Source organism: Gemmatimonadota bacterium (assembly GCA_041390105.1).
GTDB lineage: Bacteria > Gemmatimonadota > Gemmatimonadetes > Longimicrobiales > Gaopeijiaceae > JAGQIF01.
The window spans coordinates 848,703-872,464 of record JAWKQO010000002.1 but is presented as its reverse complement, the minus strand read 5'-3'; the positions used below and the strand labels follow the sequence as shown (position 1 = coordinate 872,464).

General features: G+C 68.4%; 19 protein-coding genes and 1 pseudogene. 11 read left to right on the top strand and 9 right to left on the bottom strand.

From position 1 onward, the window contains the following. Positions 1 to 13: 13 nt before the first annotated feature. The 5 genes from R3E10_12885 to R3E10_12865 all read left to right on the top strand — a co-directional run bounded on the left by R3E10_12885 (position 14) and on the right by R3E10_12865 (position 6,817). A complete protein-coding gene (locus R3E10_12885) occupies positions 14 to 1,498 on the top strand; it encodes an RtcB family protein (GenBank protein MEZ4416635.1) in 1,485 nt (494 codons plus the stop codon). 113 nt (positions 1,499 to 1,611) lie between these two features. Continuing rightward, positions 1,612 to 2,271, top strand: a complete 660-nt coding sequence (locus tag R3E10_12880) for an ABC transporter ATP-binding protein (GenBank protein ID MEZ4416634.1) — start codon at positions 1,612 to 1,614, stop codon at positions 2,269 to 2,271. A 3-nt stretch (positions 2,272 to 2,274) separates the two neighbouring features. Next, complete coding sequence (locus R3E10_12875; protein ID MEZ4416633.1) at positions 2,275 to 4,641, top strand: ABC transporter permease; 2,367 nt, start codon at positions 2,275 to 2,277, stop codon at positions 4,639 to 4,641. 5 nt (positions 4,642 to 4,646) lie between these two features. Next, positions 4,647 to 5,825 carry an HlyD family efflux transporter periplasmic adaptor subunit gene (locus tag R3E10_12870; protein ID MEZ4416632.1) on the top strand — a complete coding sequence of 393 codons (1,179 nt, stop codon included), beginning with the start codon at positions 4,647 to 4,649 and terminating at the stop codon, positions 5,823 to 5,825. Between the two features lie 77 nt (positions 5,826 to 5,902). Next, positions 5,903 to 6,817, top strand: a complete 915-nt coding sequence (locus tag R3E10_12865; protein ID MEZ4416631.1) for a helix-hairpin-helix domain-containing protein — start codon at positions 5,903 to 5,905, stop codon at positions 6,815 to 6,817. 62 nt (positions 6,818 to 6,879) lie between these two features. Here R3E10_12865 and R3E10_12860 read toward each other — a convergent pair whose 3' ends face one another. The 3 genes from R3E10_12860 to R3E10_12850 form a co-directional block, all read right to left on the bottom strand. Continuing rightward, positions 6,880 to 7,803, bottom strand: coding sequence for a hypothetical protein (locus R3E10_12860; GenBank protein ID MEZ4416630.1), 924 nt, complete (start codon positions 7,801 to 7,803; stop codon positions 6,880 to 6,882). A gap of 9 nt (positions 7,804 to 7,812) precedes the next feature. Further along, positions 7,813 to 8,325 carry a hypothetical protein gene (locus R3E10_12855; GenBank protein MEZ4416629.1) on the bottom strand — a complete coding sequence of 171 codons (513 nt, stop codon included), beginning with the start codon at positions 8,323 to 8,325 and terminating at the stop codon, positions 7,813 to 7,815. A gap of 353 nt (positions 8,326 to 8,678) precedes the next feature. Beyond that, a complete protein-coding gene (locus tag R3E10_12850; GenBank protein ID MEZ4416628.1) occupies positions 8,679 to 10,220 on the bottom strand; it encodes a long-chain fatty acid--CoA ligase in 1,542 nt (513 codons plus the stop codon). Positions 10,221 to 10,365: 145 nt separating this feature from the next. Between R3E10_12850 and R3E10_12845 the strand changes: the two genes are divergently transcribed. The 3 genes from R3E10_12845 to R3E10_12835 all read left to right on the top strand — a co-directional run bounded on the left by R3E10_12845 (position 10,366) and on the right by R3E10_12835 (position 12,114). Beyond that, entirely contained in the window at positions 10,366 to 10,851 is a 486-nt protein-coding gene (locus R3E10_12845; GenBank protein ID MEZ4416627.1) for a DUF411 domain-containing protein, read from the top strand. Positions 10,852 to 10,975: 124 nt separating this feature from the next. Next, positions 10,976 to 11,428: a hypothetical protein gene (locus R3E10_12840; GenBank protein ID MEZ4416626.1), complete on the top strand. Its 453-nt coding sequence runs from the start codon at positions 10,976 to 10,978 to the stop codon at positions 11,426 to 11,428. Further along, a complete protein-coding gene (locus tag R3E10_12835; protein MEZ4416625.1) occupies positions 11,425 to 12,114 on the top strand; it encodes a hypothetical protein in 690 nt (229 codons plus the stop codon). Before R3E10_12840 ends, R3E10_12835 begins: the two co-directional genes overlap by 4 nt. A 385-nt stretch (positions 12,115 to 12,499) precedes the next feature. Here R3E10_12835 and R3E10_12830 read toward each other — a convergent pair. Then, positions 12,500 to 12,850, bottom strand: a pseudogene (locus R3E10_12830) (ankyrin repeat domain-containing protein). A gap of 298 nt (positions 12,851 to 13,148) precedes the next feature. On the opposite strand from R3E10_12830, the gene R3E10_12825 reads away from it, so the two are divergent. Next, positions 13,149 to 14,060 (top strand): winged helix-turn-helix domain-containing protein, encoded by a 912-nt coding sequence (locus tag R3E10_12825; protein ID MEZ4416624.1) that lies wholly within the window; start codon positions 13,149 to 13,151, stop codon positions 14,058 to 14,060. 28 nt (positions 14,061 to 14,088) lie between these two features. Here the strand turns inward: R3E10_12825 and R3E10_12820 are convergent, their stop codons facing one another. From R3E10_12820 to R3E10_12810, 3 genes are all read right to left on the bottom strand, one after another. After that, entirely contained in the window at positions 14,089 to 15,342 is a 1,254-nt protein-coding gene (locus R3E10_12820; protein ID MEZ4416623.1) for an SLC13 family permease, read from the bottom strand. Positions 15,343 to 15,570: 228 nt separating this feature from the next. Beyond that, positions 15,571 to 17,925 (bottom strand): EAL domain-containing protein, encoded by a 2,355-nt coding sequence (locus tag R3E10_12815; GenBank protein ID MEZ4416622.1) that lies wholly within the window; start codon positions 17,923 to 17,925, stop codon positions 15,571 to 15,573. Between the two features lie 222 nt (positions 17,926 to 18,147). After that, positions 18,148 to 19,470 carry a hypothetical protein gene (locus tag R3E10_12810; GenBank protein MEZ4416621.1) on the bottom strand — a complete coding sequence of 441 codons (1,323 nt, stop codon included), beginning with the start codon at positions 19,468 to 19,470 and terminating at the stop codon, positions 18,148 to 18,150. 202 nt (positions 19,471 to 19,672) lie between these two features. On the opposite strand from R3E10_12810, the gene R3E10_12805 reads away from it, so the two are divergent. After that, entirely contained in the window at positions 19,673 to 20,929 is a 1,257-nt protein-coding gene (locus R3E10_12805) for an FAD-dependent oxidoreductase (GenBank protein MEZ4416620.1), read from the top strand. A gap of 13 nt (positions 20,930 to 20,942) precedes the next feature. On the opposite strand, the gene R3E10_12800 is transcribed toward R3E10_12805, so the two are convergent. After that, the gene (locus tag R3E10_12800; protein MEZ4416619.1) at positions 20,943 to 21,377 is read right to left on the bottom strand and encodes a CBS domain-containing protein; all 435 of its coding nucleotides are present in this window, start codon (positions 21,375 to 21,377) and stop codon (positions 20,943 to 20,945) included. 158 nt (positions 21,378 to 21,535) lie between these two features. On the opposite strand from R3E10_12800, the gene R3E10_12795 reads away from it, so the two are divergent. Then, entirely contained in the window at positions 21,536 to 22,294 is a 759-nt protein-coding gene (locus R3E10_12795) for a hypothetical protein (protein ID MEZ4416618.1), read from the top strand. 38 nt (positions 22,295 to 22,332) lie between these two features. On the opposite strand, the gene R3E10_12790 is transcribed toward R3E10_12795, so the two are convergent. Beyond that, positions 22,333 to 23,703 (bottom strand): Xaa-Pro peptidase family protein, encoded by a 1,371-nt coding sequence (locus R3E10_12790; GenBank protein MEZ4416617.1) that lies wholly within the window; start codon positions 23,701 to 23,703, stop codon positions 22,333 to 22,335. Between the last annotated feature and the right edge of the window lie 59 nt (positions 23,704 to 23,762).

Below are 23,762 nucleotides of genomic sequence, written 5' to 3'. Positions count from 1 at the left end.
AGCGGAGGAACCCATGCCCGAGCAGACGATGGCGTGGCCGGAGCCCGCGACGCTTCGGATCGAGCGCCTCGACCCGTGGCGCTGGATCATTCCCAGGCAGGGACGGATGCGCGTCGAGGGGCTGATCTACGCCGACGCGCACATGATGAGCGATCTGCGCGGTGACGAAGCGATCCGTCAGGTGGCGAACGTGGCCTGCCTGCCCGGCATCGTGGGACGCTCCATCGGGATGCCCGACATCCACTGGGGCTACGGGTTCGCCATCGGCGGTGTGGCCGCCTTCGATCCGGAACGGGGTGGCGTGATCAGCCCTGGCGGTGTGGGCTACGACATCAACTGCGGCGTCCGGCTCCTGCGCAGCACGCTGAGCGTCGGAGAGCTCAGACCCCACCTCAAAGCCCTGATGAACCAGATCCAACGGGACGTGCCCGCCGGAGTGGGCTCCCACCGCAGGCGGCTCACGCTGGACGATGCCGAGCTCGAGGATGTCCTGCGGCGGGGCGTGGAGTGGGCCGTGGCCCGCGGCTACGCCACCGAGGAAGATCGAGCCCACATCGAGAGCGGCGGGGCGCTCCCCGGCGCCGATCCGGGAAAGGTGAGCCCCCGCGCGCTGGAGCGCGGACGGGATCAGGTGGGCACCGTGGGATCGGGCAACCACTTCATCGAGGTGGGAGTGGTGGGGGAGCTCTACGACCGCGCGGCCGCGGCGCGGCTGGGCCTTGAGCCCGACACGGTCACTGTCCTCATCCACTCGGGATCGCGCGGACTCGGTCACCATGTCTGTACGGACTACCTGGACGTGATGCTCTCCGCGGCCCGGCGCTGTGGCATCGCTCTACCGGACCGCCAGCTGGCATGTGCGCCGCTCGACTCGCCCGAGGCGCGCGACTATCTCGGCGCCATGTGCGCAGCCGCCAATTACGCGTTCGTCAACCGACAGATGATGGCGCACCTGGTGCGCGGCGCGTTCGAACAGGTATTGGGCCGACCCTGGCAGGAGCTGGGGTTGGAGTTGGTCTACGACGTGGCCCACAACAACGCCAAGTGGGAGACGCACACGCTCGACGGCCGACCCACGCTCCTGTGCGTGCACCGCAAGGGCGCGACTCGTGCCTTTCCCCCCGGGCATCCCGATGTGCCTGCCGCCTACCGCGATGTCGGGCAGCCCGTGCTCATCCCGGGTGACATGGGCCGCTACTCCTATGTGCTCGTGGGCACGCAGGCGGCCTACACCGAGACGTTCGGATCCACGTGCCACGGCGCCGGTCGAGTCATGAGCCGCCGGCAGGCGGAGCGCAGCGTCCGCCAAGCCGACCGGCAGCTTCGTCGGGAGTTCGAGGAGCGCGGCATCGAAGTGCGTGCCGCTTCCTTCGCCACCCTCGCCGAGGAGATCCCCGAGGCATACAAGGACGTAGCGGAGGTGGTCGACGTCGTGGACCACGCAGGCATCGGCCGCAAGGTGGCGAAGCTGCTCCCCCTGGGAGTCTTGAAGGGATGAATCCGGGCCGCGCCGCCCCGACGGGTACGTTCCGGGAACTCCCCCCGGCGGGTCCGCCCGCAGGCAAAGTCCACCCGGTCTTCCGGGCGACTGGCCTCACCAAGGTATACACGATGGGTGAGGTCGAAGTGCGTGCCTTGGAGGCCACGGATCTCGAGCTGTTCGAGGGCGAGCTCGTCGTCATCCTGGGCCCGTCGGGAAGCGGGAAGTCCACGCTCCTCAACATCCTGGGCGGCCTGGACGTGCCTACCGCGGGCGAGGTCGCCTTCCACGATCACAACCTGCGGACGGCGGACGAAGCCGAATTGACTCGTTTTCGACGGGAGCACGTCGGGTTCGTTTTCCAGTTCTTCAATCTGCTGCCCAGCCTGACCGCCATCGAGAACGTGCAGCTGGTCACCGAGATCGCCCGAAGCCCGATGGACCCGGCCGCCGCCTTGGACATGGTGGGACTGTCCGAGCGCCTCCGTCATTTCCCGGCACAGCTCTCGGGTGGGGAGCAGCAGCGCGTCGCCATCGCCCGCGCGATCGCCAAGCGCCCTGACGTCCTGCTGTGCGACGAGCCCACAGGCTCCCTGGACTACGAGACCGGGAAGGTCGTGCTCGAAGTCCTCGAGCAGGTCAACCGCGACACCGGCACCCTCACGGTTCTCGTGACGCACAACGCTGCCATCGCGGCTCTTGCCGATCGAGTGCTCCGCTTACGGGACGGTCGCATCGTCGGAGACGAGCGCAACCTCACCCGAGCGTCCCCCGCGGACATCGAGTGGTAAGCCATGAAGACGCTGCAGCTGAAGGTCGTTCGCGACGCGCTTCATGCGCGAGGACAGCTGATCGCTGTCCTGGTCCTCGTCGCCTCCGGCGTCGCCACGTTCGTCATGCTCCGCTCCATGCATGGCTTTCTCAGAGGAGGCCAGGAGCGCTACTACCGCGACGCTCGCTTCGGAGACGTCTTCAGCCACGTGGTGCGAGCTCCGGACGCGCTCGCGCCCCGCATCGCTCGGATCGACGGCGTGGCGACCGTCTACACGCGCCTCGTCGAGGACATCCTGCTCGACGTGCCAGGGCTCCCCGAGCCGGCAACCGGGAGGCTGGTCTCTCTACCCGACCTGGGGGAGGTACGTCTCAACCAGGTGGTGATCCGCACCGGTGCCCTCCCGGACCCTGGTCGCCGGGACCAGGTCGTGCTCAGCGAGGCCTTCGCCCGTGCCAATGGGTTGCGCGTCGGCGACGTCGTGGGGGCGATCCTCAACGGACGGCTTCAGGCGCTGCGGGTGGTCGGGACCGCGATCTCGCCGGAGTTCATCTACGAGATCGGGGAATATGGACAGGTCTTCCCCGACAACCGACGGTTCGGTGCCCTGTGGATGAGTCGTTCCGCCGTAGAGAGCGCCTTCGAGATGGAGGGGGCCTTCAACGACATCGTCCTCTCGCTCGCCCCCGGGGCGTCCGAGGCTGCGGTCCTGGCATCCCTGGACGCGCTGCTCGATCCATACGGGAACCCCGGCGCGTACGGTCGAGAGCTACATGTATCGCACGAGTTCCTGGAGGGCGAGATCGATGAGACCACGATCACGGCCTCGTTCTTCCCCGCGTTGTTCCTGATCGTCACCGCGTTTCTGTTGCACGCCACGCTCCTTCGGATCGTGCGTATGGAGCGGGAACAGATCGGCTTGCTGAAGGCCTTCGGGATCTCGCCGGCCAGCCTCGGGGCCCACTACCTCCAGTTCGCGCTCATCCCGGTCGCCGGTGGAGCGGTTCTGGGCACCGTGGTCGGGGTCTGGCTCGCGCACGGGATGGCCGAGGTGTACGCGCGTTTCTTCCAGTTTCCGGAGGTGGGTTTCAAGCTGGACCTCACCGTGGTTCTGGTCGCGTGGGCCATCGCGCTGATCACGGGTGTTCTCGGCGCGCTGACGGCGGTCCGCACCGTGACACGCCTGCCTCCCGCTGTGGCCATGGCACCACCCGCCCCTCCGCGGTACCGGGAGGGCCCTCTGGAGCGGACTCGCATCTGGAGGGCGCTCTCTCCAGCGGGGCGAATTGTTGTCCGCAATCTGTCCCGGGCGCGCCTCAAGTCGGCTTCGACCATCGCCGGCATCGGCTTGGCCCTGGGCGTGATCGGGGCACTGCTGTCCATGTTCGACGCGATCAACGAGATCGCGCGGATCCAGTTCCAGGAGGTTCAGCGGGAGGACGTTTCCGTCTACTTCCATCGGCCGCGCCCCCCTGACGTCCGCGCCGCCCTGTTCGCGCTCCCCGGTGTACGACAGGTCGAAACGTTCCGGGTCGTTCCCGTACGCTTCGTCAGGGAGCACCGCGAAGTCCGCGGCAGCATTCTGGGTCTCCCGGAGGACGCCCAGCTGCGACGCCTGGTCGATTCCGAATCCAGAACGCACCAGCTTCCCGTGGGCGGGCTACTGCTCAGCACACTGTTGGCCGAGAAGCTGGGCGTGCACCCCGGGGACGTGGTGGAGATCCACGTGACCGAGGGAAGCGACGTGACCCGTGAGCTTCGGGTTTCGGGGATCATCGACGAGTTGATGGGTGGAGGCGGCTACATGGCCAAGGCCGACCTCCATCGGGCGCTGGGCGAGGCGAGCTCGGAATCCGGTGCCTGGCTGGCCGTGGATGCCCGGACACGTGCCGAGGTCTACGAACGCTTGAAGCATTTGCCCGCCGTGGCGGGCATCCAGGTGCGCGAGCTGACGGTGCGGGGATTCGCGGACACGATCGAGGAGAGCTTCGCCATCGCGCTGTACTCTACCGTCGTGCTGGGGATGGCATTGGTGATGGCCATCGTCTACAACCAGACCCGCATCGCGCTTTCGGAGCGAGGCCGCGAGTTGGCCAGCCTCCGCGTACTGGGATTCGAGCGCGGGGAGGTTGCCCGCATGCTGCTCAGCGAGCAGGCCCTACTGGTCCTGGCCGCCCTGCCGCTGGGGGTCGGCTTGGGGTGGTTCCTGACCTTCCTGGTCATGGAACGCTTCGATTCAGACCTGTTCAGTCTTCCTGTGGTCGTCGCCAGGGGGACATACGCTCAGGCGATCGGCATCGTCCTCCTGGCGGCGGTCCTGTCGGGTCTGCTCGTCCGCCGCCGGCTGAATCGCATCGATCTGATCGCGGTCTTGAAGACCCGGGAGTAGCTGTCATGAACGTCTCGCGTCGCACCGGTGGATGGATGGCCGCGGGGCTGGCCGCGGGCCTCCTGCTCTGGCTCGTACTCCGGCCCGAGCGAGTCGCGGTCGAGGTCGTCCACGCAGCGCGCGGAGCGCTGCGCGTGACGTTGCAGGAGGACGGAGAGACACGCGTCAAGGAGCGCTATCTGCTCTCCGCTCCGGTGGCGGGCCGGCTCGTCCGCCTCGAGTGCGAACCGGGCCAGCGGGTGGCGGCGGGGGATGTGCTCGCGCGGATCTTCCCACTTCCCCTCGACACCCGGGCGCAGAAGGAAGCCGCCGGGCGGCTGGCCGCCACGGAGGCAGGTCGAGCCGCCGCCGAAGCTGCCGTTCAGCGGGCCGAGGTGGCCTGGGACGAGGCGCGGCGCTACTTGGGCCGCTTGGAGCGAGCCGGGGTCGAGGGCGGCATCTCACTGGATCGACTGGACCGCGCCCGTGCAGCGGAGCAGCAGGCGGCGCTGGCCCTCGAACAAGCGCGGCGCACGGCGGAGGCCAGCGCCCACGAGGTCGAGACCGCTCGGGCCAGTGTCATGGAGGTCACAGGCGAGCGCGGGCTGTCTCCCGTAGTAGTGCGTGCGCCCGCGGACGGGCGGGTGCTCCGCCTCTTCGAGGAGTGCGAGCGAGCGGTGTCCCCCGGAGCACCGATCCTCGAGGTCGGTGACACCCGAGATCTGGAAGTGGTGGTGGACGTTCTCAGTGAAGACGTCGGCCTGCTCACCGTGGGTGCCCAGGCCCTGATCGTACCCGGCCCCGAGGCGGACACCCTGCGGGGAAGGATCGAGCGCATCGAGCCTACCGCGTTCACCCGCGTGTCTCCGCTGGGCGTCGAGGAGCAGCGGGTCAACGTCATCATCACCTTCGAGGGTGAAGCCCCGCTTGTTGGGGACCGCTTCCGCGTCGAGGCGTCGCTGATCACGTGGGAATCCGACGACGTCCTCATGGTACCCCTGGGGGCGCTCTTCCGGAGGGACTCCCGGTGGGCCGTGTACGCAGTGGCGGACGGGAGAGCGCGACTGCGGATCGTCGAGATCGGCCACCGGGGACAGCGCGAGGCGGAGGTGACGGCGGGCATCTCCGAAGGGGAGACCGTCGTCGTCTATCCCCCCGACGGGCTTCGGGAAGGGGCACGGGTGCACGTCATCGAAGGCTCGTAGGCTGGGGGACTCACCCGACAGCCAAGGGCGCGAGCCTCCCGATTGCCTGGGGCACTGTGCAAGGGCAACTGTCAACCATGACCAACGGCGTGAATCCGAGCATCTCCAACGATGATATCGCCGCCGTGTTGGAGCGCGTGGCGGACCTGCTCGAGGTGCAGAACGGAGACGTCTTCCGCGTGCGTGCCTATCGGCGCGGCGCCGACAGCATCCGGTCCTGTGACCAAGCCGTGGCCAGCCTCGTCGAAGAGGAAGGGCTGGAGGCGCTGGAAGCACTGCCGGCGATCGGAGAGGGACTGGCCCGCGCCATCTCGACCTACGTGCGTACGGGCCGCCTCCCCATGCTGGACCGGCTGGAGGGCGAGGTCTGCCCTGAAGACCTCTTCCGCACCGTGCCCGGCGTCGGCGAGACCCTGGCCAAGCGTATCCACCGAGACCTGGACATCGAGACGTTGGAGGACCTCGAGTTGGCCGCGCACGACGGACGTCTCGAGCACGTGGAGGGATTCGGGCCCCGCCGCGTGCGCCAGATCCGGGACACCCTGGCCGGCATGCTCGGGCGGGCCTCCCGCCGCCGGGCCCGTCGCTACCGACCCCACGAGGCGCGCGAGACCGATGTGGCAGCAGTGCAGGAATACGGCGAACCCATCCGTCCGTCGGTCGACACACTCCTCGACATCGATGCCGAATACCGGGGACGCGCCGAACGGGGCAATCTTCCCCTCATCGCGCCGCGTCGCTTCAACCCGGAAGGAGTCGCCTGGCTTCCCGTACTCCACACCGCCCGGGGCGGGCGCCCGTTCACGGCGCTCTACTCCAACACCGCGCGCGCCCACGAGCTGGGGCGCACTCACGACTGGGTCGTGATCTACGCCGACGGAGAGGGTCCGGAGGAACGGTTCACGGTGGTCACGGAACGCTCGGGCCGGCTGGCTGGTCAGCGCGTGGTACGGGGGCGCGAGCGGGAGCAACCGCCCTCGAATGCAGGATAGCGAGGGCAGGCTCCGCCGAGCCCGCCCGCGCTCCGGATCGGTGCGGCGTCAAACACCAGGAATCAGCGCCCGAACGACACGCCCACCGAGGCGAAGAAGTCGGGTGCCGCCTCGGTCAGGCCCGCGCCCGCCCCCACGGTAAGAAACGCCCGCTCGCTCAGGTTCCGCCCCAGGGAGAGGGCAGCCGACACGGGCGCATCCATGGAACTGATGGTCCGTGACATTCCGGTCAGCGTGAGCAGTAGCGTTCCTTCGCCCTGGAAGACCGAACGGCCCAGGCCCAGCCCATAGCTGAGTCCGTCGCTGAGCTCCAATTCGGGCAGATCTCCCAACCACCAGTACTGGAGGTCTGCGAATGCCAGCACGCTCCCGAGGCCAAACACCATGGAGGCGCCGGCCCCGTAGTCCCATTCCCCCGTTCCCACACCGGATGAGACATCGGTGGCCGGCACCTTGGCAGCGGCGTTCACCCGGAGCGAGCGGAGCGTACCGAAGCCGCTCTTGATCTCGACGCTGGCCGAGAGCATCGGATCGGCGAGGTGTGTCTCCACGCCCTCCTCGAAGAAGACCGAGTCCGTGGCCTGGGTGACGGTGGTGGTGGTCTGCAGAGCCGCTCCACCCCCGGCCCCACCCGGCCCACCCGCTCCGGGCCCCTTGCGGGTCCCCACGGTCTCGCCGCGTCTCCGGGAGGCGACGACAGCGGCCTGCTCCCCCCCCGTGGGCACTGGCACGCCACCCGCCACCAGGCTGACCAGACCACCATTCTGCACGACCAGCGGCACCGATGCCGACACCTCCAACCGCGACCCTTTCAGGCGCAGCGTGTTGGTCAGGTAGAAGGCGTGAATGCGCTCATCGAAGATGTAGCTGCCCGTCGCATACTGCGCGCCGATCGAGTAACCGACGCTCTGGGCCTCGAGCGGGAGGCCCCCGAGACCACTCGCCGCGAGCACCAGGCTCGCGGCGAGGGCCAGCCGCGTGTTCATGTGCCTCGCTCACGGCTGATGGATGCGGTCACGGATGCGATCCATGATGTGCAGGCCTTCCTCCATCTGACCGGCCATGTCGCTCATGTGCTCGCGCAGTCGCTCCATATCGCGTTCCATGTCCTGGTTCCAGGCATGGTCGGGATCCCCGAGCATGTCGCGCAGCCGGGCCATCGACTGGTGCATCTCCCGCGCTGCGTTCGAATACGCATGCGTCATATCACGCACACGCTCCTGCTCCCGCAGGCGAACCATGTCGCCCGCTTGGAGTTGCGTCTGCTGACGAAGGCGATCCATGTCGCGGATCATCAACTGCTCCATCTCCATCGCGCGTGTCTGGATGCGCTCCATCCGCTGCATGACCTCGCCGAACTGCCGGAGCTGCTCCTGCATGCGCTGCATCTGCATCTGCTGCTGCGGCGGCTGTTGAGCCATCTGTTGGGCGGCCGCCGCGGTCGGCGCTGCGGCCAGCATCCCCACCAGCGCCGCCAACGACCCGAGGGCGTGCGCGTTCTTTCTCATGGTTTCCTCCCCCCAATGCGGGGCTTTGACGAGAGACACCGACCTCCTCACCCGGCGAGCCGGCCGCTTCCCTCGTGCTGCCCAACGAACACACATCTCGGCCTCGAGATCTGTCGGGCCGGGCCGCTCAGCCGGGGTCGGGAGAAACACCATATTACCAACGAGGAATGTTTAGGCTGGGCGAACTCGGCCCAGATCTCGGGCGGATCGATGCCGGCGCCAGGCCCAGCCGAACGACCCGCGAGGCGATATCAGTGGTCTGGCGCCGGGGGCGATACGCAACCCCAACTCGCGCATGCGCTACCGTGTACGGTCGTTGGAGGGCAGGTGGGCGTGAGGCGCGGCCGACAGGGTCAGCCGCGCAATTCCCGCTTGAGGATCTTGCCGGTGGCGTTCATGGGCAGGCTGTCCCGGAATTCGACGATCCGCGGCGCCTTGTAGGCCGCGATGCGATCCCGGCACCACTCGATGACGTCCGCGGCGGTCAGGGAGGCACCCGGCTTCGGGACCACGAAGGCCTTGATCTCTTCCCCGTGACTCTCGTCGGGAATGCCAACCACGGCCACCAGGGACACTCCGGGCAACTCCATCAGCAGCTCTTCGACCTCGCGGGGATACACGTTGTATCCGCCCCGGAGAATCATGTCCTTGGTCCGGTCGACGATGAAGAAGTATCCATCCTCATCCATGCGGGCGACGTCACCCGAGCGGAACCAACCGTCCCGGAATGCCTCGGCGGTCGCATCCGGCCGGCGATAGTAGCCCTTCATCACGTTGTGACCACGAATCACGATCTCGCCGGGCTCCCCGACCGGAACGTCGTGCCCATCCTCATCGGTCACCCGCATCTCCACGCCCCAGATCGGAGTTCCGATCGAACCCGGCTTTCGCACCTGATCCAGATGGTTGAAGCTGGCCACCGGAGAGGTCTCCGAGAGACCGTACCCTTCCTGGATGGACACCTGGAAGCGCGCCTCGAAGTCCTTGAGTACCTGCACCGGGAGCGAGGCGCCACCAGACACCGCATAGCGCAGATGCTCCGAGAGGGGAGCGAGGTCCACGCCGTGCGCGTCGGCATGGGCCAACAGTGCCCAGTACATCGTGGGCACGCCGGCGAAGTGGGTGATCCGGTGCTCGCGGAACAGAGACAGCGCCGCACCGGGATCGAAGCGCGGGAGCATGACGCTCATCGCGCCCCGCAACACGCCCGCATTCATCTGTACGGTCTGTCCGAAGGAATGGAAGAGAGGAAGTGCCAAGAGCCAGCGCGACGTGTGGTGCAGGTGGAACAACTCCGCCGACGCCATCGCATTCAGCAGCATGTTGCTATGTGACAGCTCCGCTCCCTTGGGCGTCCCGGTGGTTCCCGAGGTGTAGAGGATGACCGCCGTGTCGTCCGCGGCTGTGCCCACCGTCTCCCAGGTTCCCGATTCGGCCGCCAGCAGTTCTTGCAGTGTCGGCACATCCGGGAACAGGCGCTCCGCACCCGCGGAGATCGACACCAGGTGCTCGCAGCTGGGCACCTCGTCGAAACCGGCCTTCCCTTCCGCGCCGATGGGAAGCGCCTCCGTCCCCTCGAAACAGAGGTAGACGCGCGCCTGGCTGTCAGACAGGTGGTAGGCGATCTCGCGGCGCTTGAACAGCACGTTGAGGGGCACCACCACCGCCCCCGCTTTGAGGATCCCGTAGTAGACCATGGGGAACCAGGGAAGGTTGGGGCAGCTTAGTGCCACTTTGTCGCCAGGGCGCACGCCGAGTCGGTGCAACCCCGCCGCCACCTTGCGCGCAGCAGCGTCCAGGCTCGCAAAATCCAGCTGCGTGTCCGCGAGGACGAAGGCCGTGGCCGAAGGGTGCCGCCTCGCCGCGTGATCGAGGGTGAGCGCGAGATTCAGCATGGGGAGCACTCGTGGGGTCGAGGGGGTAGGAACGGCGCCAAGCTAGGCCGCTGGGTCCGGTCCCAGCAACGCCGCGCCTTGTCCGCTCCTGCCTGCGTCGCCACACTTCGAAATGGCACGGATCGCGCTTCGAATCGGAGGTCCCATGCGCATCGCCACCATCACGCTGATCACCGTTGTCCTGGGAGGCGGCGCTGTGGCCGCCAGTCGCCTCTTCGCGGACTCCTCGTCTGCCCCCGACCCTGCCATCGTCGCCGCTGCGGGGCCGGTGATGGTCTACAAGACCCCGACCTGCGGATGCTGCAGCGCCTGGGTGGACCACCTGCGCGAGGCCGGCTTCGAGGTGGAGATCCGGGACATGAATGATCTCTCCGGGATCAAGGCGGATCTGGGGGTCGATCCTCGACTGCAGTCCTGCCACACCGCGGTCATCGACGGATACATCGTAGAAGGGCATGTGCCGGCCACCGACATCGCTCGTATGCTGAAGGAAAAGCCGGACATCGCCGGTATCGCGGTCCCGGGCATGCCCGTGGGCTCGCCCGGCATGGAGGGTCCCCGGAAGGACCCGTATGACGTGCTGTCCTTCGATCATCAGGGCAAGGTCGAGGTCTTCCAGCCCCACCGCTGACGGACCACCACCGGCCGCGGTGATGTGTGCGCTGCGCCCGCCGACCCTGCGAGCGGCGCCGGCTGCGTGGATCGTCTCGATCCTGCTGATAGCCCCTCAGGCGGCCTCGGCGCAGGCGTGCCAGTTGTCGAGGGGCGATACCGTCCGGGTGGTGACCTACGAGGTACTGTCCCGAGGAAGTGACGATCGATCGGCCACGCTACGACCGGTGACCCTCTTCGGCTCCTTCCAATCGGTCGATACCGATGCCGTACGCATTCTCGCCCGAGGAGACATCCGACTGATCGTGCCCATCGAGGGCACGCACGTGGACGCTCGCTGCCGGGTGAGCGCGAGCCCCGGTTGGGAAGGTCTGCAACAGGGCTGGAAGTGGGGCGCCGGGGCCGGGGTGGCCTGGGGGGTGGCCGCCTGGCTGGGCTGCCGCACGGGCTCGTGTCCGGGGATCACCGGCTTCGCCCGCGAGTTCGGGCCGCGAGTGGGCCTGGGCACGGTCCTGGGCGCACTGACCGGTTCCTTCACCGGATCGCTACAGGGCGAGTACCGCTGGGTCCCGGTTCACGAGGTGGGGCCCCCATGACGCGCGCCCTGCGGCGAGCGGCGGCCCGGGCTGGCCTGGCGCTGCTGCTGACCACGCTCGCAAACGCACCCCTCACGGCTCAGGCGCTGGTCGGCGTTCGCGGCGGTTGGTCGAGCACCACGGTCCGGATGCGCTACGGCAACCCCTTGTGGCGACACTCGGGCACGGTGGGGGGATGGGCCCGTCTCCCGCTGACCGCCGACTGGTCGATCCAGGTGGAGGGCCAAGCGGTCCGACGTGGATTCGACCTGGGGCCTCCCGACGAAGGCCTCCTGTGGACCGGGTACGAGTTCCCCGTCCTCATCAAACGCTTCCTCAGCCGGCGCGCCAGCGACGCCGCCTACATCACGGTAGGCGCGGTACCGGCGCAGCAACGTTCCTGCGTGTACTCCACCACGGATCCTCTCGACTTCCCCACCCGGGTGCGGGAGTTCGACTGCGACCTCTACCACAACCCGGACTCGCTCACCAGTGAGGCCTGGGAATGGGGCGCCCTCCTCGGCGTCGGCACCGAGCTCTCGTGGGGTGCGCTCCGCCTCACGCTCGACGCACGCACGGTGGTGGGCCTGACCCGGCTGGTCGAGTTCACGGCCCTCACCTCCGGGCGCGGACAACGCGCTGTCGTCTATCCGGCGCGGAGCATCGCTGGGCAGCTCCTGGTGGGCGTGGCCTACCCGCCAGGCTGAGGACGGCCCCGTTCCACCTCGGCGCTCAAGGCCGGGGCGCTCCGGACGCCGGGGCCCCCGCCTGTGAGCTTCCCTAGGGACGCCGCCGTGCGGTCACGGACACGGGTCCGTCGCTGACGTCGAGCCATGTGGCCGTACCGCCCTCGAGGTAGAGGCGAATCGCGACGGCCGGGGCACCGGCCGGGTGGTACAGGTCGTCGCCGCGGTGGAAGAGCATCCGCCGTGTACCGCCGTCCGCTGAGAGCGTGAGCTGCCCGCGGTTCTCGGCGATCTCGATGCTCCCCGGGGTCCCGCCCTCGACCCCGTAGGTCCCCACTCGGGCAGCGCGCTCGGCGTCGCTGAGCGGCAGATCGAGGGGCCGCGGGTCGGCCGAGCCCAGGCCCTCCAGATAGTCGACGACGGCGCGCGCCGGCTCGCCACCTGCGCGCGCGTGCGCCAGCAATGTGATGCCGTGGGGACCCGGGATGGCCTCGACCCCGGGTTGCGCCTCCACCAGTGCGCGAACCACGGCGAGTTGCCCCATCATGGCGGCTGTGAAGAGGTTGGGGCGAGCCCCCATGCGGATGAGGTACTCCGCGATCTCACGGCGCCCCGTGTGGGATGCCGCACCGAGCGCGCTCTCCCAGTCGCCGAAGCCCCAGTCCCAGGTGGCGCGGGCCAGAGCCGGCCGCGCATCGACCAGCTCTCGCACACGATCCAGGTCGCTGTGCGACGCGCCCACCACCGCCTGGACCACCTCCGGATCCTGTTGTGGAAAGACCGAGGGCGCCGAGTCCCCGGGACGGCGAGCACCGGAGGGAGCCAGGCCAACCGCGACGCCGGAGAACATCTGGCTGAGGAACGAGCGTCGCGCTACGAACAGCGTCATGGACGGATCTCCGATCTGGAGGTGCCGATCGCGCATGCTTCCCGCAGCGGCGGAAGCAGCATGGGCGATCCTAGGTCCACGGACCCTCCGGTTCCAGGGAGCCGCGCTGAGGCGTGGATGAGGAACCGATGAGTCCAAGCCAAGATGTTGTTGCACAATAGCTTGGATGATCTCTGCCCGCATGGGTCCCATCTGGTGGCCGGCGTTGGGCGCGCCTAGCTTGCCGTCGATGGACACGCCCACGCACCTGCGTTTTGGGGAGTTCACCTTCGAGGTCGCCACGGGCGAGCTGCTGGGACCCACCGGTCCGCAGCGGCTGCAGCCCCAGCCGGCTCAGGTGTTGACGCTACTCGCCACGCGCGGGGGCGAACTGGTGTCCCGAGAGGAGCTGCAGGCTCGGATCTGGCCGGAGACCAAGGTCGAGTTCGATCAGGGGATCAACTACTGCATCCGTCAGATCCGCGCCGCGCTCGGCGAGAACGCCGACGCGCCTCGCTTCATCGAGACCCTGCCACGACGAGGGTATCGCTTTCTGGTCCCGGTCGAGCGCGGGGTGGCGGGAGCGGGGACGCCGCGCCCCCGTACCCACCGGCGCTTCGCGATCCGCGTCTCGCTCGCTGCGCTCGTCGTGGTGGCGGGCCTGATGTGGGTCCGGGGCCGGGCAGCGCCCGTCCAGGCATCGCTCGAGCGCCTGGTTCTGCTTCCGCTCGCGGACCCCGGGTTCGGGGCGGGGGATACGGGCGCCTTCAATCGCGCGCTCAGCGAGGCACTGGTCGTCGAGCTGACGCGGCTGGGCGAAGGAAGGCTGGCGGTGATCGGGCCTGCCACGACGCAGGCCGCAGTGGACGCCGGAGAGGGCGCGCCGGCGATCGGCGAGCGACTGGGAGCGGACTTCCTCGTATCGGGTGGCGCGCGCGCCGCGGATTCGCTGGTGTTCGTGCAATTGGTGCGGGCTTCGGACGGAGCGCACCTGTTCGCGGAGCGGGTGCCCTATCTGGGGACCGACCCCACGACGTTGGCGCAGCGCCTGGCTCGTGATCTCCTGGAGGCCACGACCTCGGGCTCCGACGCGCGCTAGCCCGCCGGGGACGCCCCTCCGGTGTGCCTCAGCCCAGGATGCCGAAGAACACCCAGCAGACCACCGCCCCGACCAGTGACATCGAGAGCCCCCAGACGAGAAGCTGGTTGAAGAGCTTGCTCCGCACCTCATCGGGCGCCGCAGCGAGGCAGATCGCCCCGAGCGTGGACAGGGGAGACACATCCACCAGGTGGCCTCCCACGTTGATCGACGAGGTGATGGCCAACATATCGCCGCCACCGAGGTTCTCGACCAATCCGGGCACCATGGGGATGAAGGCCGGCAGGATGACACCCGAGGTGCTGGCGTAGACGGACAGCACCCCGGTCACGAAGGCGATGAGTCCGTTCACGCTCACGGGATTGGACGCCCCGGCCATCCAGCGCGCAGCCAGGTCGATGCCTCCGCTGCTCCCGACGATCGCCACCAGGACCGTCACGCCGCACACCAGCAGGATGGCCGCCCAGGGCACCTTGGCCAGGGCCTCCTGCTCGTCCGTCGCCCCGGACACCGACAACAGGCCCGCCGCCAGGAATGCGCCCATCACCACGTCCAGATCGAGGAGCACGATCGCCACCAACAAGAGCCCGATCACGATCAGCGTCCACTTCTGCTGCCACTGCCATTCCTGGCGCTCGAGCCCCATCATAGCACCGTCCACGCGCTTCCCGCCCGCGGCCAACAGCTTGGGCCCTCCGAGCACCAGGAATCCGATCACCGCCACGAACGTCTGCGCAACGAGTGCGTTCAAGTAGTTGCGCCACTCGAATCCCACCAACCCGATCTGCGCCATCAGATCGTTGGCGATGATCCCGGTGGGTGCGATCGGTGAGAGCCCGCCGGCATTGGCTCCGTTGCACACCAGCACCGCCATGAGCAACGGGGGAATCCCGGCCCGACCTGCCGCGGCCATGGCGACCGGCGCCAGCATGGCCGTGGCTGCGATGTTCCCGGGCCCTGCCGTGGCGAACACCAGGGCCAGGAGAAAAAAGACCACCGGCACCAGGCCGGCCCGTCCGCGCGCCAGCCCCAAGGCGGCGCTGGTGATGCGGTCCAGGGTCCCGTTCTGCCTCGCCATCGAGAACAGAAGCGTGATGCCCACAAGCGTCAGGAAGAGGTTGGAGGGAAAGCCCCGCACCACGTCCCGCACGCCGAGGTCGCCCAGTCCCGTTCCGATGATGAACGCGAAGGCAATGGCGAGCACGCCGACGTTGACGCGGGTGAAGCTGCTGATGAGAATCGCCGCCAACAACGCCAGCAGGGAGATGAGCGGAAGGCTCACGACCGCCTCACGGGGTCAAGCGTTCACGAGGTGGGCGCCCCTCGCGGCTCCACCGAGCACGCAGGAGGGAGAACCTACCAGGTCCCCTCGCCGACTGCCCCGGCCAGATTCGGGCCGGTGCGCTCCGCCGTCAAGCGAAGGCTTTGGCGATGCGCGGAGTGACGCTACACGGACTGGGGGTGCACGGAGTGGAGGCGCACGGAGAAGCGCCGGTGCGTGCTCCCGGGATCAGGCGACCCCGTGTACGGGGCTGGGATGGCCCGAACGCACGATGGCCACCACCTCGTCCGCCGGCACGGCCCCACGGATGAGATTCCCCTGAAGGTACGTCACCCCGAGCTGCACCAGGGCACGCTGCTCTTCGGGAGTCTCGATCTGCTCCGCCACGATCTGCAGCTTCAGGTGCACCGCGATCGCGAACAGTCCTTGCACGATGTGACGCACGTTCTCCGACCGCTCCAACCCGCGGATGAGACCTCCATCCAGCTTCACGCGATCGAGGGGCAGGTCGAGGAGATGACGCAGCGGCACACCGTCGCTGCCCAGGTCATCCAGTGCCACCTGGACCCCCAGCGCTCGAAGTTCACGCAGGGTCTCGCGCACGGCTACGAGGTCGGCGCGACAGACGCGCTCGGTTACCTCCACACCGAGGCGCTGCAGCGGAATCCCGGAAGCCTGGAACAACGCGGGGATCGCCTCGTCTCCCCGCGCAACCAGGTCGGCCAGGCTGACATTGATCCAGAAGCGTCCCTTCAGATCGTCGCCCAGCTGGGGCTCGATCTCGGCGATGCGTGCCAGGATGATGCGAAGCCAACGGCTGGTGATCCCCAGCGATTGGAGCACGCGCACGAGGCTCTCGGAAGGGACCTGGGTGCCGTCTTCCCGCACCCAACGCGCCAATACCTCGAATCCGGCGGTCTGGTGATTCGTCGCTCGAACGATGGGCTGGAAGACCGGCTGTACACGGCCTTCCCTCAACGCATCTTCGATCTCATGGATGAGATTGCCGTGCAGGTTTCTCTGGAAGATGGTGCGCCGGCTCGGATGTGCCTTCTTGGCTTCCAGGAGCGCCACGTCCGCCTGATGGAGCAGGTTCTCCAACTCAACGGGCTCGGTAGCGACGGCGATGCCTGCGCTGGTCTTGATCGAGAGCCGATGCCCGAGCAAGTCCATGGGAGTCTCGAGCAGGGCGTGGATGCGATCCACCACGGTCTCCGCTTCCTGATGGGGGTCCGCGAGCCCGTGCAGCACAATGACGAACTCGTCACCGCCGATGCGGGCCACGGTGTCGCTGGATGCCCTGACCACGCTTCGGCACACCTTGGCGAACTCGACCAGGGCGGCGTCACCCACCGCGTGCCCGTAGCGGTCGTTGATCTCCTTGAAGTGATCGAGGTCCATGTGCACGAGCGCGAACGGAGCCGCCTCGGGGTTGCGGAGCCGAGTCTGCTCCCGCGCGAAGAGGGCGAAGCGGTTGCAGATGCCCGTGAGCGCATCGGTCTCGGCCACGCTGCGGAGGTGTGCTTCCTCCCGCTGGCGCCCCCGCCAGAGCAGGCTCAGCAGCACCGCGCCCAGGCCGAACGCCATGATCGCCGCGGCCAGGGCCCCGCGGCTGTCGCGAATGGCGCGCACACGCGCCACCGCGAGCAGGTTCTCGGCCCGACTCAAGACCTCCTCCGCGCTCTCGTCCAACTCGGCGGCCAGGTCCAGGGTGAAGAGGAGGAGCTGCTGCTCGTTCGAGAACCAAGGCACGCGGGAGCGACCGACCAGGTAGTCGATGTCGCCCTCCACACGGCGCACCCTCGGCCCGGTGCGCAGGCTCTGCACCAAGACGCCGATCTGAGCGTCCGCAGAAACGGCGCGCGCGATGTCCAGGTCCTCTTCGAAGGGTGAGAATCCCTCGGGGCGGGTGACGCCCAGTTGCTCGAGATTCCCCGCGTTGGCCGTGAGCACGGGCACGAGGGACGCGTCCGTCGGAGTGATCCCCTGCAGGAACGCGTGGCGGCTCAGCGCCAGCTCTCCGTATCCGAAGCCACTGTAGATGGCGTACTGAGCGCCCTGCACCGTCCCGAGCAGCGCCGACCACCGTCCCCGGGGATCGGACGGGAAGATGCCGCTGAAGCGCTCCGGGAAGTCCTCCATCCATCCCCGGACCTCGCTCGGGGTCCGTGGGCCGGCCAGATAGTCGGAGGCCTCCGTTGCCAGGCCGGCCAATCGCTGCACCACGGGCTGCCAGGCGTCGGTGGCCGGCAGGCTGGCCAGGACCTGGCTGGAGCGGTCCATCTCCTTCTCGAACCGCTCCACGGCCGTGCGGTACTCGCTCTCACCACTGCCGTCGTAGAGCAGCCAGAGGGCCCGCAACTCGGCCGTGCCGGCCGCGAAGCCTACATCCCGCTCCAGGCGCAGGAGATCCAGCCCCTGACCCAGGGACTCGATTTCCTCGATGGTAGCCCGGCTACGAAAGAACACACCCCCTGCGACGACCAGCGCCGCCGCGCAGGCCATGAGCGTCAGGCTCAGCGTCCAGACACGCCCGATGGTCGAGGCGCTCCGGGTGCTCGTGGGACGTTCGGGTTCCGTCATGCCGCGGCTTCGATACTTCGTTCCAATTGTTGGACCAGTGCCCGGGCGGAAAAAGCCCGCGATCGCGGGGATTGCCCTCCCTTCTGTGGGAGTCCCGCAACAGCACCGGATCCAGGGATCCGCCCTCGGAAAGGCCAGACCTGTGCCACGATCGAGCGAACGAGGGGAGGATGCCATCGAGGCCCCCGCGCTCCCCTCGTCCCGGGCGCACGGGACCCCGACTCAGGTCGTGGCCCCCAGGCTCACGAGGGTCCTGCGGACGGTCGGGACGAGGCTCGCCACCCCCGCGACGCGCCCCAGGAGGAACGAGCACAGGGCCGCCGTGACGCCAACCACGCCGAATCCCGCCGTGAGGAGGGGGAATCCCAACGCGATGGTGAGCGTTTCGATCGCCGTAGCGCGCGTGATCGGTCCGGTGCGGTGGGCGATGACCAGCACGCCGCGGAACAGGGAGAGGAAGGCGGTGGCGAAGGGGATGGGGATGAGCAGCACGGTGGGCAGATAGGCGAAGCGCGCGAGCGCGGGCGGCAATCCGGAGACCGTCTCGAACCAGACGCTCGCCAGTGGAGTGACCGCCATCGCCGCCAGGACGCCGGAAGTGGCCAGCGCCAGCGTCCAGGTCGTGCGACGCAGCTCGGGAAGATGCTCGGCCCGCGATCCCAGCAGGGCGATGGCAACCTCCTGGAATGCGAGGCACGCGGCCCGGAAGACGAACCCGAGCGAGTGCACCACCGGAAAGACCGCCAGCGACTCGAGGGGGGCCGGCGCTCGGCCCATGAAGAAGGTGAGCATCGGTTGAACCGCGAGACCGATGAGCGACGTCAGCGCCAACGGATAGTAGAATCGAGCGATGCCCCGGTAGTCGAGCGGCGCGCCCGCCGCGGGATCGCGCTCCTGACGACCCAGGCGGGCGATGCTGTCCGAGGCCATCCAGCGTGTGGCCAAGGACTCACCCACCACACCGATCACCAGGGCGGTGGCAGCCACCAGCGCACCCGGCCACACGTCCGCGTGAAACAGCACCAGGGAAGCGACGGCCATCCCGAGCAGACGCACCAACGTTCCCAGCGCCACCAGTCGAGTGCGGTCGTCGCGGATCAGGATTCCCTGGTAGAACCGCCGATATCCGATCGCGGCCGGCCAGGGCAGCAGTACCCAGAGGGACGGATAGGTGAGGCGCGACACCTCCGGCGGAAGCGCCACCCAGCCCTCGATCACGGTCCGGTACACCGGGGGCATGAGCACCAACAGGAGACCGAGGGTCGAGAGCGCGCACAGCGCGTAGGCGAACGCGCGCAGGCGCCTGAAGATCTCACCGTCCGAGGCCAGCGCGGTCGACGTGGACAGAAGCATCAGAACCGGAGCCTCCACCAGGAAGCCCACGGCGAAGGTGACGCCATAGGCAGCCAGGTTGTAGGCCGGGTCTGCCATGCGCGCGATGACGGCGGCCACGAAGGGGCCCTCCAGCGCCATCATCAGCCAGGTGGCCGCCAGCGGCACCCAGAAGAGGAGGATCGAACGCTGCGTGCGGGGTGCGGTCGTCAAACGCGGTGGACCTGCGTGCTGGGGAAGGCGGCCCCTGAATAAAGAGGGCCTGGCCTCGTGGTCAAGCCTCTGCACACCACCGGGCCGTGGGGCGGCTCCCGACAGCCGTCGCGACGCAACTCCCTACAGATCACGGAGGTAGACCCATCTATGGTAGCTGGCGCGGCTGCGCGAACCACACGCTTCAGTCGGAGGGACGGCCATGGCACGGCGCGTGGTGGTGTTGGGAGGGGGATTCGCGGGACTCGAATCCGCGTTCCTGCTGCGTCACCGGCTGCATGACGACGTCCACCTCACGCTGGTGTCGGACGACAACACCTTCCTCTTTCGACCCAACACGATCTACGTCCCCTTCGGGGCCGATCCGGATCAGTTCCGGGTGCCGCTCCGGGAGCCGTGCGACCGTCAGGGCATCGAGCTGGTGCATGCGCGCGCCGTGGGCATCGATGTCGCCGCCCGGCGTGTCCACCTGAGCTCCAGTTCGAACTTGTCGTTCGACGACCTCATCGTAGCCACCGGCGCGGCCATGCGTCCCTCCGAGATTCCGGGACTGGCGGATTTCGGCAACCCCATCTGGACGCCGCACGACATGCAGCAACTGGGGCGCAGCCTCACGGAGACGATCGCGCGCGCCCGTGCGGGTCAGGTGAGCCGCATCCTGTTCCTGATTCCCCCGAACAACAAGTGCGCCGGACCCCTGTATGAACTGGTGTTCATGGTCGACACGCACCTTCGTCGCGAGGGCGTGCGCGAAGCCATCGAGCTGGTCTGGACCACCTGCGAGCACGCCTACATCCAGGCGTTCGGCCCCAAGATCGACGAGGTCGTCGAGGGGGAGTTCCAGGAGCGGAGGATCGTCGGGTATCGAGACTGGGAAGTCGTGGAGGTGCTCGAGGATCGGGTGCGCTACCGGAACGGCGAGGAGATTCCGTACGATCTCCTGGTCGCTTTTCCACCCTATGTGGCAGCGGTGGACTTCGACGGCTTGCCCACGGACGATCGTGGCTTCATTCGTACGGAGTCACCGAGCCGCTCGGTGCTGGGCGTCGAGGGAATCTACGCGCCGGGCGACGCGGGGGACTTCCCCGTGAAACAAGCCTTCCTCGCCTTCCTGCAGGCGGACGCGGTGGCCGAGGACATCATCGGCGCCGTGCGGGGCAAGCCACCCCGCATCGCGTTCGATCCGGTCTCGATGTGCGTGATGGAGCAGTTCGACAAAGCCGTCTTCGCCCAGGTGCCTCTCCGCCTGACCGGCGACCCACAGCGCCCCGTGGAGGTCCGCCCGGACGCCGGCTCGGACTATCGCGTGGGGGTCTCCCCGGCCTGGAGGCTCGGAAAGAAGATGCTGGGTTTCTATCTGCCGATGCGGTTCCGCGCCGGCGAGCCGTTCCATGCCGGCTCTGCCTGGACGATGATGGAGCTTGGGCTCAAAGGCATGTCGGGCGTGCTGTCCCACTGAGCCGAGCGGGCCTTCAGTCGGCGTCCTCGGGCTCTGGGGCGAGCGCCTCGACGACCCACAGCAGGTCGTGCTCGGTGATGATGCCGACCAGGACGCCCGCGTCGTCCACGACGGGAAGGCAGCCGAACTTTCCCTCGCGCATGGTCCGGGCAGCCTCACGGATGGACGCGTCGGGCTTGATGGTGCGAACGTTCTGGGACATGACCTCTGTAACCGGAACGCTCCAGACGCGCTGCGAGACCTGCAGATGACCTTCGCCGGCGTCGAACGGGGAGGCCGACGCCCGCACGATGTCGCGGTGGCTCAGCACACCGATCACACAGCGGCGCTCGTCGACGACTGGAACGTGCCGCACATGCGCCCAGTTCATGATCTCCCGAGCTCCCACCAGCCCGCGGTCGGCCTTCAGATAGAACACGGCGGTCGTCATGTAGTCGCGAACGCGCATTCCTTCGCTCCCGGTCGAGTGGGCCAGGGGCCGGGCTTTCCCGGCGCCGCTTGCTCCCTCAGAGTCGTGGCCGGGCTCGGGCATGTCTGTCGGGAAGTCCCCTTCCGGGTCGGTCGGGCTCATCGCCTGGCCCCGGCCCCACAACAGGAGGCAACACAATGAGATCGGCCCTATCGCTCGTGACCGCCCTCGCTCTGGCTCTCCCAGCGTGGGCCGCCGCTCAGACCCCCACGGAGGTCGTGGTGCGGGTGAGCGCCCACGACGCCAAGCTGATCGGGTCGGGGGTAGGCGGCGCTCGCGTCACGATCCGCGATGCCCGCTCGGGGGCCGTGTTGGCGGAGGGGCTGCACGAAGGCTCGACGGGAGAGACGTCCCGCATCATGGGACCGCACGAGCGGGGTGCCCAGATCTACGATACGGAGGGCGCGGCGGCCTTCCGGGCCACCTTGGACCTGATGCGCCCCACCGTGGTCGAGATCGTGGCCGAGGGGCCGCTGGGGGCGCCCTGGGCCACCCAACGCGCCACGCAGACCATGCTGCTGGTACCTGGCAAGCACGTGCTGGGCGAGGGAATCCGCCTCGAGCTGTGGGGCTTCACCGTGGAGCTCCAGGATCCGACACCCGAGGGCGCCGCACGCGGCGAGGCCATCCCCGTGCGCGCCCGCGTCACCATGCTCTGCGGCTGCCCCACCGAGCCCGGCGGCCTCTGGGACGCCAACGACTACGAGATCGTGGCGCGCGTGCTGGCAGACGACGCCGTGATCGCGGAGACGCCCCTCGCCTTCAGTGGCACCACCAGCGTCTACGAGGGCACGCTGACGCTCGCTCGCACCGGGAGCTTCCAGCTCGAGGTCCTGGCCATGGATCCCAGGAAAGGCAATTTCGGCGTCGTGAGCAGGACGCTGTCCGTTCGGTAGGTGCGTCGGGTTCGATTGGTGCCCCCTCGTACGGCCATCTACTGGGGCACCACCGCGCCCACCAGCGCTTCCAGGGCGGCCGGGCTCCGCGGGAGTCCGGCCGTCAAGACCTCCACTCCTGTCTCCGTGACCACCACCACGTCTTCCGTGAAGACGCTCAGCCCACGCTCGTGGTTGTAGTACCAGGGTTCGACGGTGAAGACCATGCCCGGCTCGAGTGGCGCCGTCTCGTCGAAAGGGTCGCCCGTCGACAGCCCGATGGCGTGACCGAAGAACAGTGCCGCTTGCATGTACGGCCTCTCGTGCGCCGGGATGGCCTGATCCGCTACGGCTCGCAGCTCCGCGAAGGTGACACCCGGGCGAATGGCCTCCAGGATCCTGTCCGAGACGCTCACTTCCATCTCCAGGAGCTCCCGCTGCTCGGCGGTGAAACGCCCGGACACGGGAAACGTGCGCCCGACGTCGCTGAGGTAGTGATCCAGCTCGCAACCGACGTCGAAGACGACCACCTCCCCGCTCCGCATGGCGCGGTTCCGACGATCGTAGTGCGCGGCCAGGATCCGCCAGGGCCACAGCGCGTTGGGGCCCGACTTGATGATCGGATGAAAGGGGATGCGCTGCGCGCCCCCGCGCTTGCACGCGGCTTCGAAGCGGGCTTCCAGCTCGCGCTCGCTGACCCCGTCGCGAACGAAGGCCACGGACTCGGCGATCGCTGAAGCGGTGAGCATTGCCGCACGGCGGATGCGCCGGATCTCGGAGGCCGTCTTCACCGCGCGGATCCTCTGAAAGAGCGGCGTCGCGTCGCGCCGCTCCAGGCTGGGGTGCCGGGCGGCCAACCAGGTCACCAGGCGCTGGGCGGCCGTCGGCGGGGGGCCGAACAGCGGCAGCGGGACAGGCCGCGGATCCGCATGGACGAGCACGGGTCGGCCGTCTCCTTCCATGGTGGCCAGCAAAGCATCCAGTGAGTCGAACGGCAGCACGCGTTCGATGCCGGTGTGACGCGCCAACTCCGGGTCCGCGGCCAAGGCGCGACCAGGGAAGTCGTTCCGTCGATCCGGATTCTCGAAGCGAAAGTCACGCTCCGGGACGAACAGCGTGCTCCCCTCGCCCTCGATGGCGAGGATCGAGCGAGGCACCTCCAGCCCGGTCAGGTACCAGAAGTCGTCGTCCTGCCGGAACGTCTCCCCGTCGGACAGGCCCTCGGCACCAGGGACCAGCAGCACAGGCCGCTCCGCCCCCCGCAGAGCCACCTGGAAACGGCCTCGGCGGGCCGCGAGCTCGGAGGGTACCTCGTCCATGGAGGTCCAATCGAAGTACGGCTGCTCCGGCGTCTGGCCGGAGAGCGGAAGCGCGCTCAGCGACAGGCACGCAACCAGCGCCAGGATACCGCGGCTTCGGGTGTGCACCATTCCCTCCTGATTCGGGGAAGCCGGGCCGCGGCCCAACCCCCGTAGCGGCTCGTCGGCCC